Raw genomic sequence first — 16,989 nt, forward strand, 5'->3', positions numbered from 1 at the left:
ATAAAAATTTGTTTTCCCAAAATTAAGCAAATATTGTTTATTGTAACCCTCTACCTATTTTTTGCAGTCTTCCGGTAGATTTATATTCCTTGGCCAACTTGTCCAAAACCCCGTTGATAAAGATACTGCTCTTGGGCGTGGAGTATTCCTTTGCTATCTCCAAATACTCATTCAGGGTCACTTTTTCGGGGATGGATGGAAAGTTGAGGAGCTCACAAATGGCCATTTTAAGGATGATGGAATCAATCTCGGCAATACGGTCATTGTCCCAATTGGGCGTCTTTCCCTCTATTTCCTCTTCCCATTTGGCATCGTTGAGCAAGGTTTTCGTCAGCAGGTCATTGGCATAATCCATGTCCTGTTGGTCCTTGAGCAGGGTCGGGAGAAAAAACTTCTCATTGGAGTTTTCATTGGCCTTTCGCAAACGTTTCATCAAATAGGTGTTTACAATGGGAATATCATCTACCCAAGTGAGTTTATCATCCTCAAAATACTCGTAAATTTTGTCGTTTGGAGCTACAATTTCCTTGAAAAGTTGCAATACTACATCACGATCATCTTCGTAATTGTCCTTACCATTGGTCATGTACGTTTTGTAAATATCGCTACCAATCACCTCTTTATAAATAATCTTCACATACTCCTCGTTCAAGTACCAATTGTTCAATTTTCGTTTGGACAAGGCAGCCTTTAGGGATTCATTGTTGGCTATTTGCAACAACAATCTGTTCTTTACAAACTTTTCAGGATCGGGATAGTTGTCTTCCTCAGTGGCGAGGTATTTTTTTGAAGTACGGTTCACATGCCTATTGGCCATTTGGTGCAGTTCGGCCAAAAGGCTTAAAACGAGCAAATAAAGCACATACATGTTCTCTATACTCACTTTTAGGAACTTTTCCTGTTTCTCCAGGGAATCGTCCTTGGATTGGATCAATGCATAAATACATTGCATCACTTTTACTCTGATATGCCTGCGGGTAAGCATTTTTTAAAGAACTTTTAAAGTCATTGATTGGCTTTCACTCCGCAAAAGTAATCTTATATTTCAATCTTACCTACCAAAGTTGTTTTCTTATCAGTTTTATAACATTTACTTTGTATTCTATGGCATATATTTGCTGGATTGTCATTAAAAAATGACGCTCAAAAAACCACCTTTCCCTTTTATGAAGGAACTAAAACACCTAAATAAATACTTTAAAAAATACTGGTTTAAGCTGTTGATGGGGGTCTTGATCACCATCGTTGCCCGTATTTTTTCCTTGATAATGCCTTCGTATGTGAACAAATCCATACAGGCCGTGGAGGATTTTATGTCAAACACCATTACCCTGCCCGAAGCCAAAGGAATGCTGTTCCAATATATTCTCATCATCATTGGTGCTGCGCTATTGTCGGGTCTTTTTACCTTTTTAATGCGACAGACCATCATTAATGTGTCCAGATACATTGAATATGACCTAAAAAACGAGGTCTTTGATCATTACCAATTGCTCAGCCTAAATTTTTACAAAAAAAACAGGATCGGGGACCTCATGAACCGGATCAGTGAGGATATCAACCAAGTACGGTTGTACGCTGGTCCCGCCATTATGTATGGTATTCAGACGCTCACGCTTTTTGCCTGTTTAATTCCGCTGATGTTCATAAAAGCCCCCACCCTAGCCGCGTATACCTTGTTGCCCTTGCCCATTTTATCGGTTTTGATCTACCAGATCAGTAAGGTCATCCATAAAAGAAGTACCAAGGTGCAGGAGTTTTTGTCCACCCTCTCCACCTTTACCCAAGAATCATTTTCGGGCGTGGCCGTGATCAAAGCTTATAGTCTTGAACCCAAGATCAATTCAGAATTACAGGGTTTGGCGCAAGATGGAAAGGATACCAGTATGGCACTGGCGAAGGTAAATGCCTGGTTTTTTCCATTGATGATTTTGCTAATTGGCATCAGTAACATTTTTGTGATTTATATTGGGGGAAGACAGTACATCAACGGTCAAATTGAATCCATCGGAATCATTGCGGAGTTTATCCTTTATGTAAATATGCTTACGTGGCCCGTTGCCATTGTTGGATGGCTCACATCCATCATTCAAAGGGCCGAGGCTTCCCAAAAGCGAATCAATGAGTTTTTAAAGGAAGAACCTTCCATTAAAAATGAAGTAGCGCAGGAGACCCCCATAAAAGGAGAGATTGAATTTAAAAATGTGACCTTTACCTATGAGGACACCAATATTACAGCGCTACGGGATGTATCCTTTACCATTAAGGCCGGGGAAACAGTGGCCTTTTTGGGGAAAACAGGGTCGGGAAAATCCACCATCCTGGATTTGGTGGCACGACTTTACGACGTAAGTTCCGGAGAAATATTGATTGATGGCGTTCCCCTTAAAAAATTGAACCTGAACAGTTTACGGAGTTCCATTGGTGCCGTACCCCAAGATGCTTTCTTATTTTCTGATACGATTGAGAACAATATTAGATTTGGTAATGAAAACGCCTCCTTTGACGAGATTGTTGACGTAGCTAAAAAGGCGGTGGTCCACAAGAACATTCAAGGTTTTGCCAAAAAGTACAATACCATATTGGGTGAACGTGGCATTACGCTGAGTGGCGGTCAAAAGCAACGGGTATCCATTGCGCGTGCCCTGCTCAAAGACCCAAAAATATATCTTTTTGATGATTGTTTGTCCGCTGTGGATACCGAAACCGAAGAAGAAATCCTAAACAATTTAAAACGCGAATCGCAAAACAGAACCACCTTGATCGTTAGCCATCGAGTCTCTTCTGCCAAAAACGCGGATAAGATCATTGTATTGGAAAATGGAACCATACTCCAAGAGGGCACCCATGAGCAGTTGAACAACATTGATGGGTACTATAAAGAACTCTATCTCAACCAGCTCTCAGGTAAAGAATGATAAAAAAGTTGCTTGATTAGCTTTTTTTTTCCATTTTTGGGAGAACATACAACCAAAGTTTAAAACACACTAGACCAAATGGGCGAGAAAGATATAATGGATCAGGAAGAGATTTATTCGAAAGTCTTACGAGCAGGAAGAAGAACTTACTTTTTTGACGTAAGAAGCACCAAGGCCGGTGATTACTACCTTACTATCACAGAAAGCAAGAAGTTTACCCACGACGATGGCTCCTTTCACTACAAAAAGCATAAAATCTACCTCTACAAGGAAGATTTTGCAGCTTTTAGGGAGATTATGGAGGAAATGATGGACTACATCATTGATGAAAAAGGGGTTGAAGTAATCTCTGAAAGACACCAGAAGGATTTCAAAAAAGAAGAAAATGAAAGCTTCAGTGAAAACGGAACCGCATCTGGCAGTTTTACCGATGTTGACTTTGATGACATTTAAGTAAGATTCCCTTAAAAAATAGTGAAAAACGACCTGCATTCAGCGGGTCGTTTTTTATTTTTACCCCTACGAACTAACTCAATTCAACCCATGAAAAAATACAACCTTCTATTCTTTGCCCTATTCATCGGCCTAGGTCTCTCGGCACAACAAGTGACCTTGGATTATTATTTGCCGGATGACATCTCCTACGATCCCAATATTCCAAAACCAGCAGATGTGATCGGACATGAGGTTGGGGAATGGCATGTTACCCATGATAAGCTTGTATCCTACATGTACCAACTGGCCGAGTCCAGTGACAGGATCACCATTGAAAATAGAGGAACTACTTTTGAGGGTAGACCCATACTCCTACTTACGGTAACCACGCCCGAAAGCCATCAAAATTTAGAGACCATACGGCAACAGCACATTGCACTTTCCGAAGGAAATTCAAATCTGAGCACTTCGGAAATGCCCGTTATTGTGTACCAAGGCTTTTCCATTCATGGGAATGAGCCCAGTGGTGCCAATGCCGGATTGGCCTATGCCTATTATCTGGCTGCTGCCCAAGGTCCGGAAATTGAAGCTATGTTGGACAATATGGTCATTCTTATGGATCCCAGTTTCAATCCAGATGGTTTGCAGCGTTTTGCCTACTGGGCCAATGTCAACAAAAGTCAAAACCTAAATCCTGACAACAACGAGCGCGAATACCATGAAGTTTGGCCGGGAGGGCGCACCAATCATTATTGGTTTGACCTTAATCGCGACTGGTTGCCTGCCCAATTGCCCGCAAGTAGGGCCCGCGTTGAATCCTTCCATAAGTGGTTGCCCAACATTGTAACGGATCATCATGAAATGGGTACCAATTCCACTTTTTTCTTTCAGCCCGGAGAACCTAAACGGGTACATCCGCTCACCCCCAAAAGCAATCAAGAGCTTACCAAGGAAATTGGCACCTATCACGTAAAGGCCTTGGACAAAATTGGGTCGCTGTACTTTTCAGAAGAAAATTATGATGACTACTATTATGGAAAGGGGTCCACTTTTCCAGATGTGAACGGCAGCATTGGGATTTTGTTTGAACAGGCCAGCTCACGAGGGCACATCCAAGAAAGTGAAAATGGATTACTGACCTTTCCTTTTACCATCCGAAATCAGTTGACCACAGCATTATCCACCATAGAGGCAGCCAAGAATATGCGAACAAAGCTGTTGGATCATCAAAAAAACTATTACGCCGATTTACGGAATGAAGGTTCTCGGAGCAAGACCAAAGCCCTAATTTTTGGTGATAGCAAGGATGCTTCCAAGACTTGGCATTTGGCCGAAATCCTGAAAAGGCATAAAATAAAGTTTCATGAATTGGCTTCCGACGCCACCATTGGTGGTAAAAGTTATAAAAAAGGATACAGCTATGTGGTACCCATGGACCAAAAAAATCCTAGGCTGATCAATGCCATGTTCGAGAAGCGGACCACTTTTGCCGACAGCCTTTTTTATGATATTTCTGCCTGGACCTTTCCGTTGGCCTTTAATGTGGATTACGCTGAACTCCCCTCCTTGTCCAATGCCGGATCCGAGGTGATAGATTTTCAACGTCCAACTGGTGGAGTGGATAAAAAAAGTAATTATGCCTATGTGTTTGAATGGCATGAATACTACACGCCGAAAGTATTGAATGCCATTTTGGAAAAAGGTCTTCGCGCCAAAACTGCACGAACCCCATTTACTTTGGAAAGTATTCGTTATGATTATGGCTCCATTATGGTTCCTGTACAAAATCAAAAATTGGACGCCTCTGAACTCTACAATTTTTTAAATGGCATTGCCCAAGAAAGTGGGGTGACCGTCCATGGGGTTTCCACTGGCCTCACCGAGGGTATTGATCTAGGAAGTGGTGATTTTGAACCGCTCAAAAAACAGAAGGTGGCCATTTTAGTGGGTGATGGCACCCGCTCCTACGATGCGGGGGAAATCTGGCACCTATTTGACACGCGCTATGACATAAAAATCACCAAAATCGACACTAAGTATTTCAATAGTGTGGATCTGGATTCGTATACCGATTTGATTTTGCCCGGAACAGGTTGGGGCGGTGGCACCATGCTCGACAAAAAAGGGGCTGAAAAAATCAAGGAATGGGTAAAGAATGGCGGTTCCGTTATTGGATATAGGACAACGGCCAATTGGTTTTTAAGCAATGAACTCATGGATTTGAAAATGCGAAAAGATACGTTGGTTGCCAAAAACATTGCCTTTGACCAAAAAGAAGATTTTGAAGGGGCCCAAGTAACCGGTGGTGCCATTTTTGAGGCCAATCTGGACCGCTCACACCCCATTAATTATGGTTATAAAAATGATAAGCTGGCCCTTTTCCGAAACACCAACATTTATTTGGAACCGGAAAAAAACAGCTATGACAATCCCATTCAGTATACCAACAATCCGTTACTGAGCGGGTATATTTCTGAAGAAAATGCAGAGCTCATCAAAAACAGTGTGCCCTTTAAGGTGCAACGGTTGGGAAAGGGAAGAGCTATTCTCTTTACCGATAACACCAATTTTAGGGCGTTTTGGTACGGTACCAATAAACTGTTGATGAACGCCATTTTCTTTGGACAGATGATGTAAGGGATTCTGACTTGCATCCACTAATTTTGTTAAGAATGTTTTAATCAAAAAATAAGAACTATGGCCAGAACCCCAAGCAACATGCTACCTCTGGGCACCAAGGCCCCAGATTTTGAACTAATGGACACCGTTACGGATGAAACCCTTTCCTTTCAAAAATTAAAGGGTGAAAAAGGAACGGTGGTCCTATTTATTTGCAACCACTGCCCTTTTGTGATCCATGTAAATCCAGAGATTTCCAAATTGGGCAAGGAATATCAGGCCAAGGGTATCAACTTTGTGGCCATTTCCAGCAACGATGTGGAAAATTACCCGCAGGATGCCCCGCACTTGATGAAGGAAAAAGCCCAAGAAATGGACTATACCTTCCCTTATTTGTACGATGAGACCCAAGAAGTGGCCAAGGCGTACGATGCCGCCTGCACCCCTGATTTTTACCTTTTTGATGGGGACTCAAAATTGGTGTACCGCGGTCAATTGGACGATTCTAGACCTGGAAATGGGCTACCTCTTACGGGTTTGGACCTTAGAAAGGCCATGGATGCCCTTTTGGAAGGAAAGGCCATCGATCCCGATCAAAAACCGAGTATTGGTTGCAACATCAAATGGAAGGAGAACTAATTTAATACTGGGGCTATGAAAATATGTCCAAAAGAAGCACTGGGGAAACTCTCGGAAGTGGATTCCCCATTTTTGACCCTTTTTGAACATGGCTCTTTGGCGGTTGAAATCTATCGACCCGAAAAAGTTGACCTTCAGCAACCCCATACAAGAGATGAGATTTATGTGGTGGTCTCGGGAAGTGGCGAATTTTTGAACGGTGGCAAGCGCACCACTTTTTCCCAAGGGGATTTTCTGTTTGTTCCTGCAGGAGTGGAGCATCGGTTTGAAAACTTTACCGAGGATTTTGCCACTTGGGTATTTTTCTACGGGCCGGAAGGAGGTGAAAACAATCCATGAGCCAAGAGATCATTCTGGAAGAAGTGCAACGCTCAACTTTGGACACTTATGTTTCCATAGGACAAAAATCGTATCGGGAGCACTACCTGCATCTTTGGGAAAATGAGGACCCTACGCCCTATATTTCCAATGGGCTCTCTGCATCCGTCGTGGAACGGGAGCTATCGGAACCCAATAGCCTAAATTATTTGGTAAAAATGGGAAATGCCATTGTGGGCATTGTTAAACTGGTGAAGGATTGTGGCGTGGACGAACTTTCTCCGGAGGAATCCCTAAAGGCTGAGAAAATTTATCTTTTAAAAGCCTACGCTGGGCAAGGTCTGGGCAAAAAGGTACTCGAATGGATTGAAAATTATGCCAGAAGCCTAAAAAAGAAAGTGCTTTGGTTGGATACCATGCAAAAAGGAAATCCCATTCAGTTTTACCAAAAAAATGGATTTGTGATCAAACGGGAGAGCGAACTTGTCCTGCCCGGTGCAAAATCATCAGAAAAGGCCATGTGGATTTTGACCAAACAGCTTTAGGTCACCAACCTTCGCGCCGTATAAGATTTTTGATATGGGCATAGTGATGGCTTCCGTGCCAAGCATAGCGCCCTATATTTTCCTCCAATGTGGTTTCAATATTTCCTTCGGGATGGGTGAACCTACGCTGTAATTGTGCCTTTGTTAATCCACGTAACAGATACACCAACTTGGTATGCACCACTTTTAGATGATCTAGGGATATTTGAATGGGTGCTGTTTTGGCGTCAAAAAGTTCGGACCATGCCTTTTCGTCATATGGCTTTATTAGAGGATTATCCTCCGTTAAACCCCATTTAAAACGGATATAGCTGTGGTGATGGCTATCTGAAATATGATGCACCAATTGCCGTACCGTCCACCCGCCAGGTCGGTATGGGGTTTCCAATTGTTTTGCTGAAAGTGGACTTACCATGGTCTCCAACCGATGGGGTAATTCTTCCAAAACAGAGATCCATTCCTCCAACTGTTTCTCTGTAATGGTCTCCGGTATTTGGTAATGGCCAATGGGGTATTTAAGTTGATCTAGAGTTTCCTTTTCCATTTTTTAAAGGTAATGAACTTCAGGCTGAATTGTGTTTGTCCTCCATCAAAATTCATGAAAGCGAAGGTAATTTTAATACACTTTTAACTGTGATAAAATCGCGGGATTAATTTATCTACTAACTTTGTAGGATATTCATTCTATAATCCAAAAAAACAATATATATGGCTACACTTAGATTAGGCGATACCGCTCCAGATTTTACAGCGGTCACCTCAGAAGGAACACTGAATTTTTATGACTATTTGGGTGATGGATGGGGCATTCTTTTCTCACACCCTGCCGACTTTACACCCGTTTGTACCACCGAATTGGGCACTGCAGCCAAATTCAAGGACGAGTTTGCCAAGCGCAATGTTAAAATGATGGCATTGAGTGTTGACGGTGCCGAATCGCACAAGGAATGGATCAAAGACATCAACGAGACGCAAGGGACCAACGTTAACTTCCCCATTATTGCGGATGAAGACAGAAAGGTTTCCGATTTGTATGATATGATCCACCCCAATGCGGATGATACCCTTACTGTTCGTTCGGTGTTTATCATTGGTCCAGACAAAAAGGTTAAGCTGATTTTGACCTATCCTGCTTCCACGGGGCGTAATTTTTATGAACTTTTGCGTGTTGTGGACTCCCTACAATTAACGGCCAACCACAAAGTGGCCACACCTGCCAATTGGAAAAATGGGGAAAAAGTTGTGGTAAGTCCAGCCATTCCTACGGAAGAGGCCAAGAAAATCTTTACCAAGGGTGTTGAAGAGGTAAAACCGTATTTGCGTTTGACCCCAGACCCAACGGCTTAATTATTTTTGAGAAAAAAGTGTAAAAACCCTAATTCCCAATAAATTAAATGTACCTTTGCCCTTTATTTAATTTTTTAATATTTATTATGAGTAAAGGAACAGTAAAATTCTTCAACGATTCTAAAGGCTACGGCTTTATCACAGAAGAAGGTTCACAAACAGATCACTTTGTACACGTTTCAGGTTTAATCGATGAAATTAGGGAAGGTGATGCCGTAGAATTTGAACTACAGCAAGGTAAAAAAGGATTGAACGCCGTAAACGTACAAGTTATAGATTAAGGTAACAGTATACTTTTTTATAGATCAGGCCCGGGCAATTGCCCGGGTTTTTTTATTTGTAATTTTTTTTTCGCCGCAACGCAACCACTACCCATTTTTAATATCTATCCCATAGACAACTGTTCCCCATAACCATTAAACAAACCACAGTATGAACACTTTCTTTGGAGTTCTTCTTTTGCTTTTGATCATTAATGTACTATTGCTCGTTTTAAGCGTTAACGGTTCCAAAAAGAGCTTTTTGGGCAGTTTTTTTGAGAAAAACTGAAACCCATCATTTTACCTTTGGGGCAATAGGTAGGGTTTTTCTTCGTTGAATTGTTATCAACACAAAGACCTATACCCATGAATACCTTTTTGAGTGTTTTATTCTTTTTACTTGCTGTAAATCTTTGTTTGCTTTTGGTAAGTGTGAATCGCACTAAATAAAAAGAGGCTGTCTAAAAAACATGAAGCTATGTCATTCTGAATTTACTTCAGGTTGACGAACAGCAACATTTTGGACCGCCTCTTTTCTTTTTAACTTTAAACGATGCTATTTCACATCCATCAGTTCCACATCAAAAATTAAGGTGGCATTTGGTGGAATAACCCCTCCGGCTCCAGCACTGCCATAGGCCAAGTGCGATGGAATCACCAATCGGGCCTTGTCCCCTACTTGTAGCATTCCAATCCCTTCATCCCATCCAGGAATCACTTGCCCCACACCAATGGTAAAGTCAATGGGCTGGTTTCTTTTATAGGAAGAGTCGAAAACCTGTCCGTTGGACAAGCTTCCCTCGTAATGCACCGAAACCGTTTTTCCTTTTTCGGCCTTGGCACCGCTTCCTTTTTGAATGATTTTGTAGCGAAGCCCACTAGTGGTCTTTTCAAAACCCGCAGCAAGTTCCTCCATTTCAGCCTCTGCCTGGGCCTGGGCCTCAGCGATTCGTCTTTCACGGGCACCCTCAAAGGTTCGGAAAGCTTCAATGGCATTCCAATTTTCTGCTTCATCGCCAACGCGTACAATTTCCAAACTTTCAATGGCATCACCCTGGGCAATGGCATCCACCACTTCCTGCCCGTGTTCCACGTGCCCAAAAACCGTATGCTTATTGTCCAACCAAGGCGTGGCCACATGGGTTATAAAAAATTGACTTCCATTGGTGCCAGGTCCTGCATTGGCCATGGAAAGTACTCCAGGACCCGCGTGGGTAAGGTCTGGATGAAATTCATCATCAAACTTATAGCCGGGGTCTCCGGTTCCGGTTCCTTGGGGGCATCCTCCCTGAATCATAAAATCGGCAATGACCCTATGAAATTTAAGCCCATCATAATAGGGCTTGCCCTGTGGTTTTACGGAGTTTTCCATATTGCCTTCGGCCAGGGCCACAAAGTTCCCGACCGTTCCCGGTGTTTTATCGTGGGTAAGTTTTACCAATATCTCACCTTTGGTGGTATTGAATTTAGCGTAGATTCCGTCTTGCATCTTTTTTGGATTAATTGGATGGATCAATTATTCAACATCCCATTTTTAAGGCTGCAAAGATAGGGGTTTATGGGCAAGGGTAAAAACTGAAGAGGGAAGCTCATCCCTATAAATCATCAAGAGGACTCCTTACCTTTCCGATCACATTGGAAGAGACCTTGGTGTAGAGCAGGGTGGTACTTATATTGTTATGCCCCAATAGCTTTTGAATAACCCGAATATCCGTTCCGTTCTCCAACAGATGCGTAGCAAAACTATGTCTTAAGGTATGAAGGGTTGCCTGTTTTTTAATGCCGGCCTTGCATTTTGCGGTAACAAATACCTTGTTTAAACTTGCACTGGAATAGGGTTTACCGTCTCGCCCTTCGAACAAATATTCCTTAGGATGGTATTTTCTAAAATAGTCCCTGAGCAATTGTACCAATTTTGGAGACAACATAACCACACGATCTTTCTTTCCTTTGGACGCCTTTATGGAGACGAGCATTCTTTCACTGTCCATATCCGCTATTTTTAGCCTTATGAGTTCGCCAGACCGCAGTCCCAGTCCATAAATGGTGGTGAGCATGGCTCGGTGTTTTAGGTTGGATATGCTTTGCAGTAATGCCCTAACTTCGGGTTTTGACAGTATATTGGGTAGGGCATGTGGTTTTTGGGTGGGGTAAATGGATTGAAAATCCATCTCTTTTCTAAAGACTTCCTTGTAGAACAATCGTAAGGCGGAAATAAATTGTTTTTGTGAGGTATACCCATAGTTGCGATTGTTTATATGGGAGATCATTGTGGTAATCATTTCTTTGTTGGATGCACTTTCCAATCTTTGGCCGCTTAAATGGCTGGATTTGAAAAATGCCCTTAGTAGGCCTATATACTTGGCTATGGTATTGGAACTATATCTTTTAAGTTCCATTATGGCCTTGAATTGGTTCAGCGGTTCCATAACAAAATAATTAAGTAGAAAATAACTGGATAAATTTGGGGTATGTTAATTTACAATAAAAAGTGGGCAATAACTTTGTTATTTTATTATTATAAATACTAAAAACCACTATTTTAGATAAACAACCGTTACCTGCAAATGCAAAAAACGACACTCATATTACTAATTCTGACTTTTAATCTGACTTTTTCACAAAGTGCGGAATCGGAATTTGAATTTCGCAAACTGACTGGAAATTTAGTAGAAGAAAACGGACAACCATTTCCTGGACAAATCGTAATGATTAAAGGAACTGAAATAGGAACAACAACAGATTTTGACGGGAATTTTTGTTTGACAATTCCACAAGACAAAACCGTTTTTATCGAATTACCATTCTGTTTTGACCAAATATTTCGTGAAATAAAACCGACTGACAACACAATTGAACTGAAAATCGGAAAGGGTAAGCGGAAATCAAAAAAAGCGACTCGAAGTTGGATAAAAGTGAAAACGGAATTGAATACTGAACTGAATAAAATATATAACAGTACGGAATATAAAACTGCGGAGAAAAACATCTGCAGGTAACATTGGCTATAATTCATTGTGGTCGGATTTCCCAAACGGGAAATCCTTACCTTTAAGCCAAGGCCGGATTTCGGGCGGAATGTTCACTGCGTGAAATTCCACAACGAAACCATAGCCGAGACCGTTGTGCAACATTCGATGAATAAAATCTTCATACCCATTATATTGGTTATTGTAAGCACAATAGGTTGCCAAGAACAATCAAAAAAGCAATATGAAGATTACAATGAGAAGGACTTCACAGAAGTACAAGGCATTGTAATTAGAGTTGAGCAGGAATTCGCTTATCAGTCGCGGAAAATCGACGTGACCTACATTTATAATCTTGATAAAGAGGTTCCCGATATTGGGTATGAAGAAGATAACCCATTTATAGCATTAGAAGGGCAACCAGCTATAATTTTGGTTCATAAAGACTTACCAAATATTACCTTTTATGGTGGCTCAGGTTACCTTGATGAGCAAGAAGAAATATTGAATAACTATCTTAAGAAATGCGAAGAAATAGGAGGCTATTACTATGGTGTAGATTATGATGCTGTTTTCAATTAAAACGTTGCACAACATCGGGTATGCCCCATTCCGGCCCCATCCCCAACTGAAAGAATTTTCCTAAATTAATCCCTAATTAACACCTGGAAACCCCTCTCTCCAGGCTTGTTTTGCTCGCCGGCCTAAGCGGTGCCTCCTTACTCATACCGCCGTCGGGTCGGCACCCCCAGAGGCGCAAAACAAGCAGTCGGAACGGAGGCATACCCAGGGCCGTTGTGCAACATTAGGAAAATAAAACAGAAAATATGATACCAGTTAACGACTTACTTTTATTTGGATTAGCAGCATTAATAATGGTGCTTTCACCAGGTCCCAATATGATTTATCTGATTTCAAGGTCTCTATCACAAGGAAAAAATGCTGGAATCATCTCGCTTCTTGGTGTAATGTGTGGGTTTTTATTTCACATACTTATGGTTTCATTTGGATTGACTGCGATATTTTTTGCAATTCCTTATGCCTTTGTTGTTGTTAAGTTTTTAGGAGTTGGATTGTAGCCTTACCCCTTTTAGGACATCGCTAAATTCATAAAATTATCATTAATGTTGTCTGTTTCGGGGAAGAATTCTTCCCCGAAACGTTTCTTGTATTCCCTGGGCGGCATATCCCCGATGGATGAATGGGGATGCCTTGTATTGTAATCCTCCATCCATTTTTGGGTCAGTGCCCTTACTTGGTGGAGGTCGTTGAACCAATAGGCATCGAGCACATCCTCCCTGTAAAACCTGTTCAGGCGTTCCATATATCCGTTCTGCATGGGCTTGCCGGGCTGGATGAACTGCAGCTCGACACGTTTGGCCTTGCACCATTGTGATAGGGCCTTGGATATGAACTCCGGACCGTTGTCGCAGCGTATGGTCTTTGGCAGGCCTATTTCCTCCTCCAGTTGTGATAAGGTCTCCACTACCCTTATCGCCGGATAGTTCAGCCCCACGTCCATGGCCAGTGCCTCCCGGTTGCAGTCGTCCATCACATTGAACACCCTTATCTTCCTTCCATCGGACAGCACATCGGCCATAAAGTCCATGCTCCAGACCTCGTTGAGCTCCATCGGGGCCCCCAGTGGGTTCTTTGTCCTTGCAGGAAGCCTCTTCTTGTGCTTCCTCCTGAGTTTTAGGTTCATGGACCTGTAGACCCTCAACACCCGTTTCCTGTTCCAGTTGCGGCCTTCGCGACGCAAACGCTTGTAATACACCTCGAATCCCCTTGTCGGCAGCTCTTCGGCCAGCCTGGAAAGGGCATCGACGACCTCGGTGTCGTCCCTCCTGCTATGGTAGTACCACATCGACCGGGCAAGGTCCAGTACCCCACAGGAACGCGATACACATACAGAATAGGCCTCCTGGAGATATTTGGCGCGCTGCTTCTTGTCGGAAGGCCCTAGAACTTTTTTGACAGTACGTCCTTGAGCATACGGATGTCAAGACTGGCATCGGCGTACATCTGCTTGAGTTTGCGGTTCTCCTCCTCGAGTTCCTTCAAGCGCTTCATATGCGCAACTTCCATGCCCCCGTACTTCTTCCTCCAATAATAAAAAGTGCTGGTGTCAATCCCCATCTCACGGGATATGTCACCCACCTTGCGGCCCTGTTCGTTCTCTTTCAGTGCCTTGATGATCTGGCTCTCGGTAAACTTGCTTTTTTTCATGTGACAGTTAAAATTTAAAGTTAGAAAATCTGAATTTTAAACTGTCCTATTTTTAGGGAAGGCTACAGGATATTTACTTTATCTAGCTTACAATTCAATTAAATCTGAAAACAAAATCTTTAATGCCAATAAAAATTTAAAATCTGACAAACCTTTCAAACTGTTCAATATTGGACTTATGACAAATGTTCTAAATCCTAAAATGGCAGTATTTTATTTGTCATTTTTTCCTCAATTCATAAAACCAGAAAATGGTTCGATTTTAAGTCAGAGTTTCCAATTAGGAATAGTTCAAATAATTATAAGTTTCACAGTAAATCTAATGATTGTTATTTCCGCAGCTAAAATGGCAACTTGGTTTTCGAAAAAGCCAGTTTGGTTAAGAATTCAAACGTGGTTTATGGCTTCAGTTTTGACTGGACTTGCTGTGAAAATGGCGTTAACAAAAGCAAAATAATGACGTTGCACAACAATGGCTATAAGCAATGTTTTATCCTACTTCTGAAAATCCTCTCGGATTTTCAATTTGTTATGTACTTGCAAAGTTAACCGCTAAACCACGCAACTACTCATAGCCGAAACCGTTGGCAACTAGCTAAAAAAACATAGAGAATGAAAAAAATAGGATTTGTAGGAGGAATTAGTTGGACTTCAACGTTGGATTATTATAAATACCTCAATCAAGGAATCAATGAAAAACTAGGCGGTTTAAACTCTGCCGAATGTATAATAAATTCATTGAATTTTTCCGATATTCAAAACAAAGGATGGACTAATTCTTTTGACCTAATTTTCGGTGCTTGCAAAAACCTGGTCTCTAGTAATGTAGATGCTATAGTTTTGTGCGCTAACACAGCACATTTATTCGCTGACAAAATTCAATCAAAAATTGACATTCCTATTATTCATATCGGAGAAGCTACTGCAATAGAAATTAAAAAAGAAAAGTTAAACAAGGTAGGACTGTTAGGTACAAAATTTACAATGGAAATGGATTTTTACCGAAATAAACTGAAAGAATATAACATTGAGACCATTATTCCATCAGAAAAAAAAGATGTAGAAGAAATACAAGATATCGTCAAAAATGAACTTGGGAAAGGATTTGTAACTAAAGAATCCAAGAAAAAATTTATCGGATATGCAAATGGATTAATTGAGAGAGGAGCCCAAGGAATTATTTTAGGCTGTACTGAAATACCTATGTTAATTGGACAAGAGGATTTTAAATTACCCGTATTCGATACTACTAAAATCCACGTTGAAAGTATCATCAATTTCGCATTGGACATTGAAAAGCCTGTTGCCAACAATGTATAAAAATAATAGCGGTTTAATCGCTAAAATGAAATTAAGTAAATATAAAAAAGGTAGGTGTTTAACAAATAAATAGTGCGTGTAAATCCGCAATTAATCGTACACGGACCGTTGGGAAAAATGCCTGCGGCCCCCTCGGCCGGTACTATGAACAATTGGGCAAACAGCAAAAAAATAGAGCATTTCTTGATAACATCACCATACTTTTACGACCAATGTGCCAAATATGGCGCAGATAGTTTTTAAGCGATTGACCGAGATTGAAAAGCATGAGCTGATAGATCTCATGAACCATCCTTTGGTAAGACGGCAAATGCCGTTATTGAGTGGAGATTTTGATGAAACAGCATGCGATAGATTCATTGCTGCCAAAGAAAAGTTTTGGGCTGAACATGGGTATGGCCCTTGGGCCTTTAGTATCGACGGGGAATTTGCAGGTTGGGGTGGCGTACAGCCCGAATATGATATCGTAGACTTGGCTTTGGTTTTACATCCAAAATTTTGGGGCATGGGCAAAGTCATCTACCATAAAATTATTCACTTTGCTTTTATTCAAATGGGATTTCCTTCCGTGACCATTTTGTTTCCACCTACCCGAACACGGGTCCAGGGCTTAACCAAACTTGGATTTCAAGAGGATGGAACAACGTATGTTGACAATGAAAAATTTGTTCGATATACATTGCGTAATGAGCAATATATTTAGTAGCCCTGCTTCTGCCCTTTCTCCTTAACTTTGCCAATCTTTATAGGATTGTTTTATATTGATAGCTGAGATCAACATGGGCAAAAGAAAGAAGCAAGCGAGAGTGTTGCGCATTTTTAGAAAGATTCATCGAACCACGGGAGCATTACTTTTTATATTTTTCTTTTTTATATCCGTAACCGGACTATTGCTGGGCTGGAAAAAGGACACCAATGGGGTTATTTTGCCAAAAACGCAAGAAGGAACCACATCCAACTTACAGGAATGGCTTTCTGTAGACAGCTTGCACAATATTGCCTGCCATACATTGCGCACGTCGGTATCCCCGGACCTATCGTTGGAACTGGACCGAATAGACATGCGAAAGGACAAGGGTTCGGTAAAGTTTGTGTTTGTGGAACAGTATTACGAGATACAACTTGACGGAGCTACAGGTAATGTCCTTTCCATTGGGCAAAGAAAATCGGATTTTCTGGAAAATGTGCACGATGGCTCCATCCTTGATCGATATTTAGGGACATCAGGAGCTATAAAATTGGTATATACTTCGGTAATGGGAGTTTCATTGTTGATGTTCACCATTACCGGATTTTGGCTTTGGTACGGTCCCAAAAAAATGCGAAAAACCAGTAAGACCAGTCCTAAGGTTAGATCTAAAAAAAGTGCCGTAAATGCCGTTTCCTGAAT

At 41.5% G+C, this 16,989-nt stretch carries 18 protein-coding genes and 2 pseudogenes; 15 read left to right on the plus strand and 5 right to left on the minus strand.

What is annotated here, in order from left to right:
- Window positions 1-37 precede the first annotated feature (37 nt).
- On the minus strand, window positions 38-985 hold the full coding sequence (nusB, locus tag FG28_RS01300; RefSeq protein WP_036379275.1) for a transcription antitermination factor NusB: 948 nt from the start codon (window positions 983-985) through the stop codon (window positions 38-40).
- Between the two features lie 181 nt (window positions 986-1,166).
- Between nusB and FG28_RS01305 the strand changes: the two genes are divergently transcribed.
- From FG28_RS01305 to FG28_RS01330, 6 genes are all read left to right on the plus strand, one after another.
- A complete protein-coding gene (locus FG28_RS01305) occupies window positions 1,167-2,918 on the plus strand; it encodes an ABC transporter ATP-binding protein (RefSeq protein ID WP_036385976.1) in 1,752 nt (583 codons plus the stop codon).
- A gap of 78 nt (window positions 2,919-2,996) precedes the next feature.
- Window positions 2,997-3,371 (plus strand): PUR family DNA/RNA-binding protein, encoded by a 375-nt coding sequence (locus tag FG28_RS01310; protein ID WP_036379277.1) that lies wholly within the window; start codon window positions 2,997-2,999, stop codon window positions 3,369-3,371.
- 90 nt (window positions 3,372-3,461) lie between these two features.
- On the plus strand, window positions 3,462-5,990 hold the full coding sequence (locus FG28_RS01315) for a M14 family metallopeptidase (protein ID WP_036379280.1): 2,529 nt from the start codon (window positions 3,462-3,464) through the stop codon (window positions 5,988-5,990).
- Between the two features lie 60 nt (window positions 5,991-6,050).
- Window positions 6,051-6,611, plus strand: a complete 561-nt coding sequence (locus FG28_RS01320; RefSeq protein ID WP_036379282.1) for a thioredoxin family protein — start codon at window positions 6,051-6,053, stop codon at window positions 6,609-6,611.
- Between the two features lie 15 nt (window positions 6,612-6,626).
- On the plus strand, window positions 6,627-6,950 hold the full coding sequence (locus FG28_RS01325) for a cupin domain-containing protein (protein ID WP_036379283.1): 324 nt from the start codon (window positions 6,627-6,629) through the stop codon (window positions 6,948-6,950).
- Entirely contained in the window at window positions 6,947-7,474 is a 528-nt protein-coding gene (locus tag FG28_RS01330; protein ID WP_036379284.1) for a GNAT family N-acetyltransferase, read from the plus strand. The genes FG28_RS01325 and FG28_RS01330 overlap by 4 nt, the downstream gene beginning before the upstream one ends.
- Before the next feature lies 1 nt (window position 7,475).
- Here the strand turns inward: FG28_RS01330 and FG28_RS01335 are convergent, their stop codons facing one another.
- Window positions 7,476-8,018, minus strand: a complete 543-nt coding sequence (locus FG28_RS01335) for a YfiT family bacillithiol transferase (protein WP_036379285.1) — start codon at window positions 8,016-8,018, stop codon at window positions 7,476-7,478.
- A 164-nt stretch (window positions 8,019-8,182) separates the two neighbouring features.
- Between FG28_RS01335 and FG28_RS01340 the strand changes: the two genes are divergently transcribed.
- Window positions 8,183-8,821 carry a peroxiredoxin gene (locus FG28_RS01340; protein ID WP_036379288.1) on the plus strand — a complete coding sequence of 213 codons (639 nt, stop codon included), beginning with the start codon at window positions 8,183-8,185 and terminating at the stop codon, window positions 8,819-8,821.
- Window positions 8,822-8,907: 86 nt separating this feature from the next.
- Window positions 8,908-9,102 carry a cold-shock protein gene (locus tag FG28_RS01345; RefSeq protein ID WP_036379291.1) on the plus strand — a complete coding sequence of 65 codons (195 nt, stop codon included), beginning with the start codon at window positions 8,908-8,910 and terminating at the stop codon, window positions 9,100-9,102.
- Window positions 9,103-9,637: 535 nt separating this feature from the next.
- On the opposite strand, the gene FG28_RS01350 is transcribed toward FG28_RS01345, so the two are convergent.
- Window positions 9,638-10,570: a peptidylprolyl isomerase gene (locus tag FG28_RS01350; RefSeq protein WP_036379292.1), complete on the minus strand. Its 933-nt coding sequence runs from the start codon at window positions 10,568-10,570 to the stop codon at window positions 9,638-9,640.
- 106 nt (window positions 10,571-10,676) lie between these two features.
- Window positions 10,677-11,510, minus strand: coding sequence for a tyrosine-type recombinase/integrase (locus FG28_RS01355; protein WP_036379294.1), 834 nt, complete (start codon window positions 11,508-11,510; stop codon window positions 10,677-10,679).
- Window positions 11,511-11,648: 138 nt separating this feature from the next.
- Here FG28_RS01355 and FG28_RS01360 point away from each other — a divergent pair, with 138 nt between their 5' ends.
- The 3 genes and pseudogenes from FG28_RS01360 to FG28_RS01370 form a co-directional block, all read left to right on the plus strand.
- Window positions 11,649-12,080, plus strand: a complete 432-nt coding sequence (locus FG28_RS01360; protein ID WP_036379296.1) for a carboxypeptidase-like regulatory domain-containing protein — start codon at window positions 11,649-11,651, stop codon at window positions 12,078-12,080.
- Between the two features lie 138 nt (window positions 12,081-12,218).
- Window positions 12,219-12,632: a hypothetical protein gene (locus FG28_RS01365; RefSeq protein WP_156102172.1), complete on the plus strand. Its 414-nt coding sequence runs from the start codon at window positions 12,219-12,221 to the stop codon at window positions 12,630-12,632.
- Window positions 12,633-12,877: 245 nt separating this feature from the next.
- Window positions 12,878-13,117 (plus strand): annotated as a pseudogene (locus FG28_RS01370) (LysE family translocator); the annotation flags it as partial.
- A gap of 23 nt (window positions 13,118-13,140) precedes the next feature.
- On the opposite strand, the gene FG28_RS01375 reads toward FG28_RS01370, so the two are convergent.
- A protein-coding gene (locus FG28_RS01375; RefSeq protein WP_231562584.1) for an IS3 family transposase occupies window positions 13,141-14,279 on the minus strand; the annotation gives its coding sequence in 2 pieces (ribosomal slippage) (window positions 13,141-14,018 and window positions 14,018-14,279; 1,140 coding nt in all).
- 82 nt (window positions 14,280-14,361) lie between these two features.
- On the opposite strand from FG28_RS01375, the pseudogene FG28_RS01385 reads away from it, so the two are divergent.
- The 4 genes and pseudogenes from FG28_RS01385 to FG28_RS01400 all read left to right on the plus strand — a co-directional run.
- Window positions 14,362-14,736: pseudogene (locus FG28_RS01385) on the plus strand (LysE family translocator); the annotation flags it as partial.
- A gap of 155 nt (window positions 14,737-14,891) precedes the next feature.
- On the plus strand, window positions 14,892-15,599 hold the full coding sequence (locus FG28_RS01390) for an aspartate/glutamate racemase family protein (protein ID WP_036379304.1): 708 nt from the start codon (window positions 14,892-14,894) through the stop codon (window positions 15,597-15,599).
- A 223-nt stretch (window positions 15,600-15,822) separates the two neighbouring features.
- Entirely contained in the window at window positions 15,823-16,302 is a 480-nt protein-coding gene (locus FG28_RS01395) for a GNAT family N-acetyltransferase (RefSeq protein WP_036379306.1), read from the plus strand.
- 76 nt (window positions 16,303-16,378) lie between these two features.
- Complete coding sequence (locus tag FG28_RS01400; RefSeq protein WP_051947544.1) at window positions 16,379-16,987, plus strand: PepSY domain-containing protein; 609 nt, start codon at window positions 16,379-16,381, stop codon at window positions 16,985-16,987.
- Window positions 16,988-16,989 lie beyond the last annotated feature (2 nt).

Source organism: Muricauda sp. MAR_2010_75 (assembly GCF_000745185.1).
Classification (GTDB): domain Bacteria; phylum Bacteroidota; class Bacteroidia; order Flavobacteriales; family Flavobacteriaceae; genus Flagellimonas.

What these genes read in the sequence shown, in the direction of transcription:
- nusB (WP_036379275.1), bottom strand. Translation starts at nt 985, where the DNA reads ATGCTTACCCGCAGGCATATCAGAGTAAAAGTGATGCAATGTATTTAT.
- FG28_RS01325 (WP_036379283.1), top strand. Translation starts at nt 6,627, where the DNA reads ATGAAAATATGTCCAAAAGAAGCACTGGGGAAACTCTCGGAAGTGGAT.
- FG28_RS01355 (WP_036379294.1), bottom strand. Translation starts at nt 11,510, where the DNA reads ATGGAACCGCTGAACCAATTCAAGGCCATAATGGAACTTAAAAGATAT.
- FG28_RS01365 (WP_156102172.1), top strand. Translation starts at nt 12,219, where the DNA reads ATGAATAAAATCTTCATACCCATTATATTGGTTATTGTAAGCACAATA.
- FG28_RS01350 (WP_036379292.1), bottom strand. Translation starts at nt 10,570, where the DNA reads ATGCAAGACGGAATCTACGCTAAATTCAATACCACCAAAGGTGAGATA.
- FG28_RS01395 (WP_036379306.1), top strand. Translation starts at nt 15,823, where the DNA reads ATGGCGCAGATAGTTTTTAAGCGATTGACCGAGATTGAAAAGCATGAG.
- FG28_RS01310 (WP_036379277.1), top strand. Translation starts at nt 2,997, where the DNA reads ATGGGCGAGAAAGATATAATGGATCAGGAAGAGATTTATTCGAAAGTC.
- FG28_RS01400 (WP_051947544.1), top strand. Translation starts at nt 16,379, where the DNA reads ATGGGCAAAAGAAAGAAGCAAGCGAGAGTGTTGCGCATTTTTAGAAAG.
- FG28_RS01335 (WP_036379285.1), bottom strand. Translation starts at nt 8,018, where the DNA reads ATGGAAAAGGAAACTCTAGATCAACTTAAATACCCCATTGGCCATTAC.
- FG28_RS01390 (WP_036379304.1), top strand. Translation starts at nt 14,892, where the DNA reads ATGAAAAAAATAGGATTTGTAGGAGGAATTAGTTGGACTTCAACGTTG.
- FG28_RS01345 (WP_036379291.1), top strand. Translation starts at nt 8,908, where the DNA reads ATGAGTAAAGGAACAGTAAAATTCTTCAACGATTCTAAAGGCTACGGC.
- FG28_RS01315 (WP_036379280.1), top strand. Translation starts at nt 3,462, where the DNA reads ATGAAAAAATACAACCTTCTATTCTTTGCCCTATTCATCGGCCTAGGT.
- FG28_RS01305 (WP_036385976.1), top strand. Translation starts at nt 1,167, where the DNA reads ATGAAGGAACTAAAACACCTAAATAAATACTTTAAAAAATACTGGTTT.
- FG28_RS01360 (WP_036379296.1), top strand. Translation starts at nt 11,649, where the DNA reads ATGCAAAAAACGACACTCATATTACTAATTCTGACTTTTAATCTGACT.
- FG28_RS01330 (WP_036379284.1), top strand. Translation starts at nt 6,947, where the DNA reads ATGAGCCAAGAGATCATTCTGGAAGAAGTGCAACGCTCAACTTTGGAC.
- FG28_RS01340 (WP_036379288.1), top strand. Translation starts at nt 8,183, where the DNA reads ATGGCTACACTTAGATTAGGCGATACCGCTCCAGATTTTACAGCGGTC.
- FG28_RS01320 (WP_036379282.1), top strand. Translation starts at nt 6,051, where the DNA reads ATGGCCAGAACCCCAAGCAACATGCTACCTCTGGGCACCAAGGCCCCA.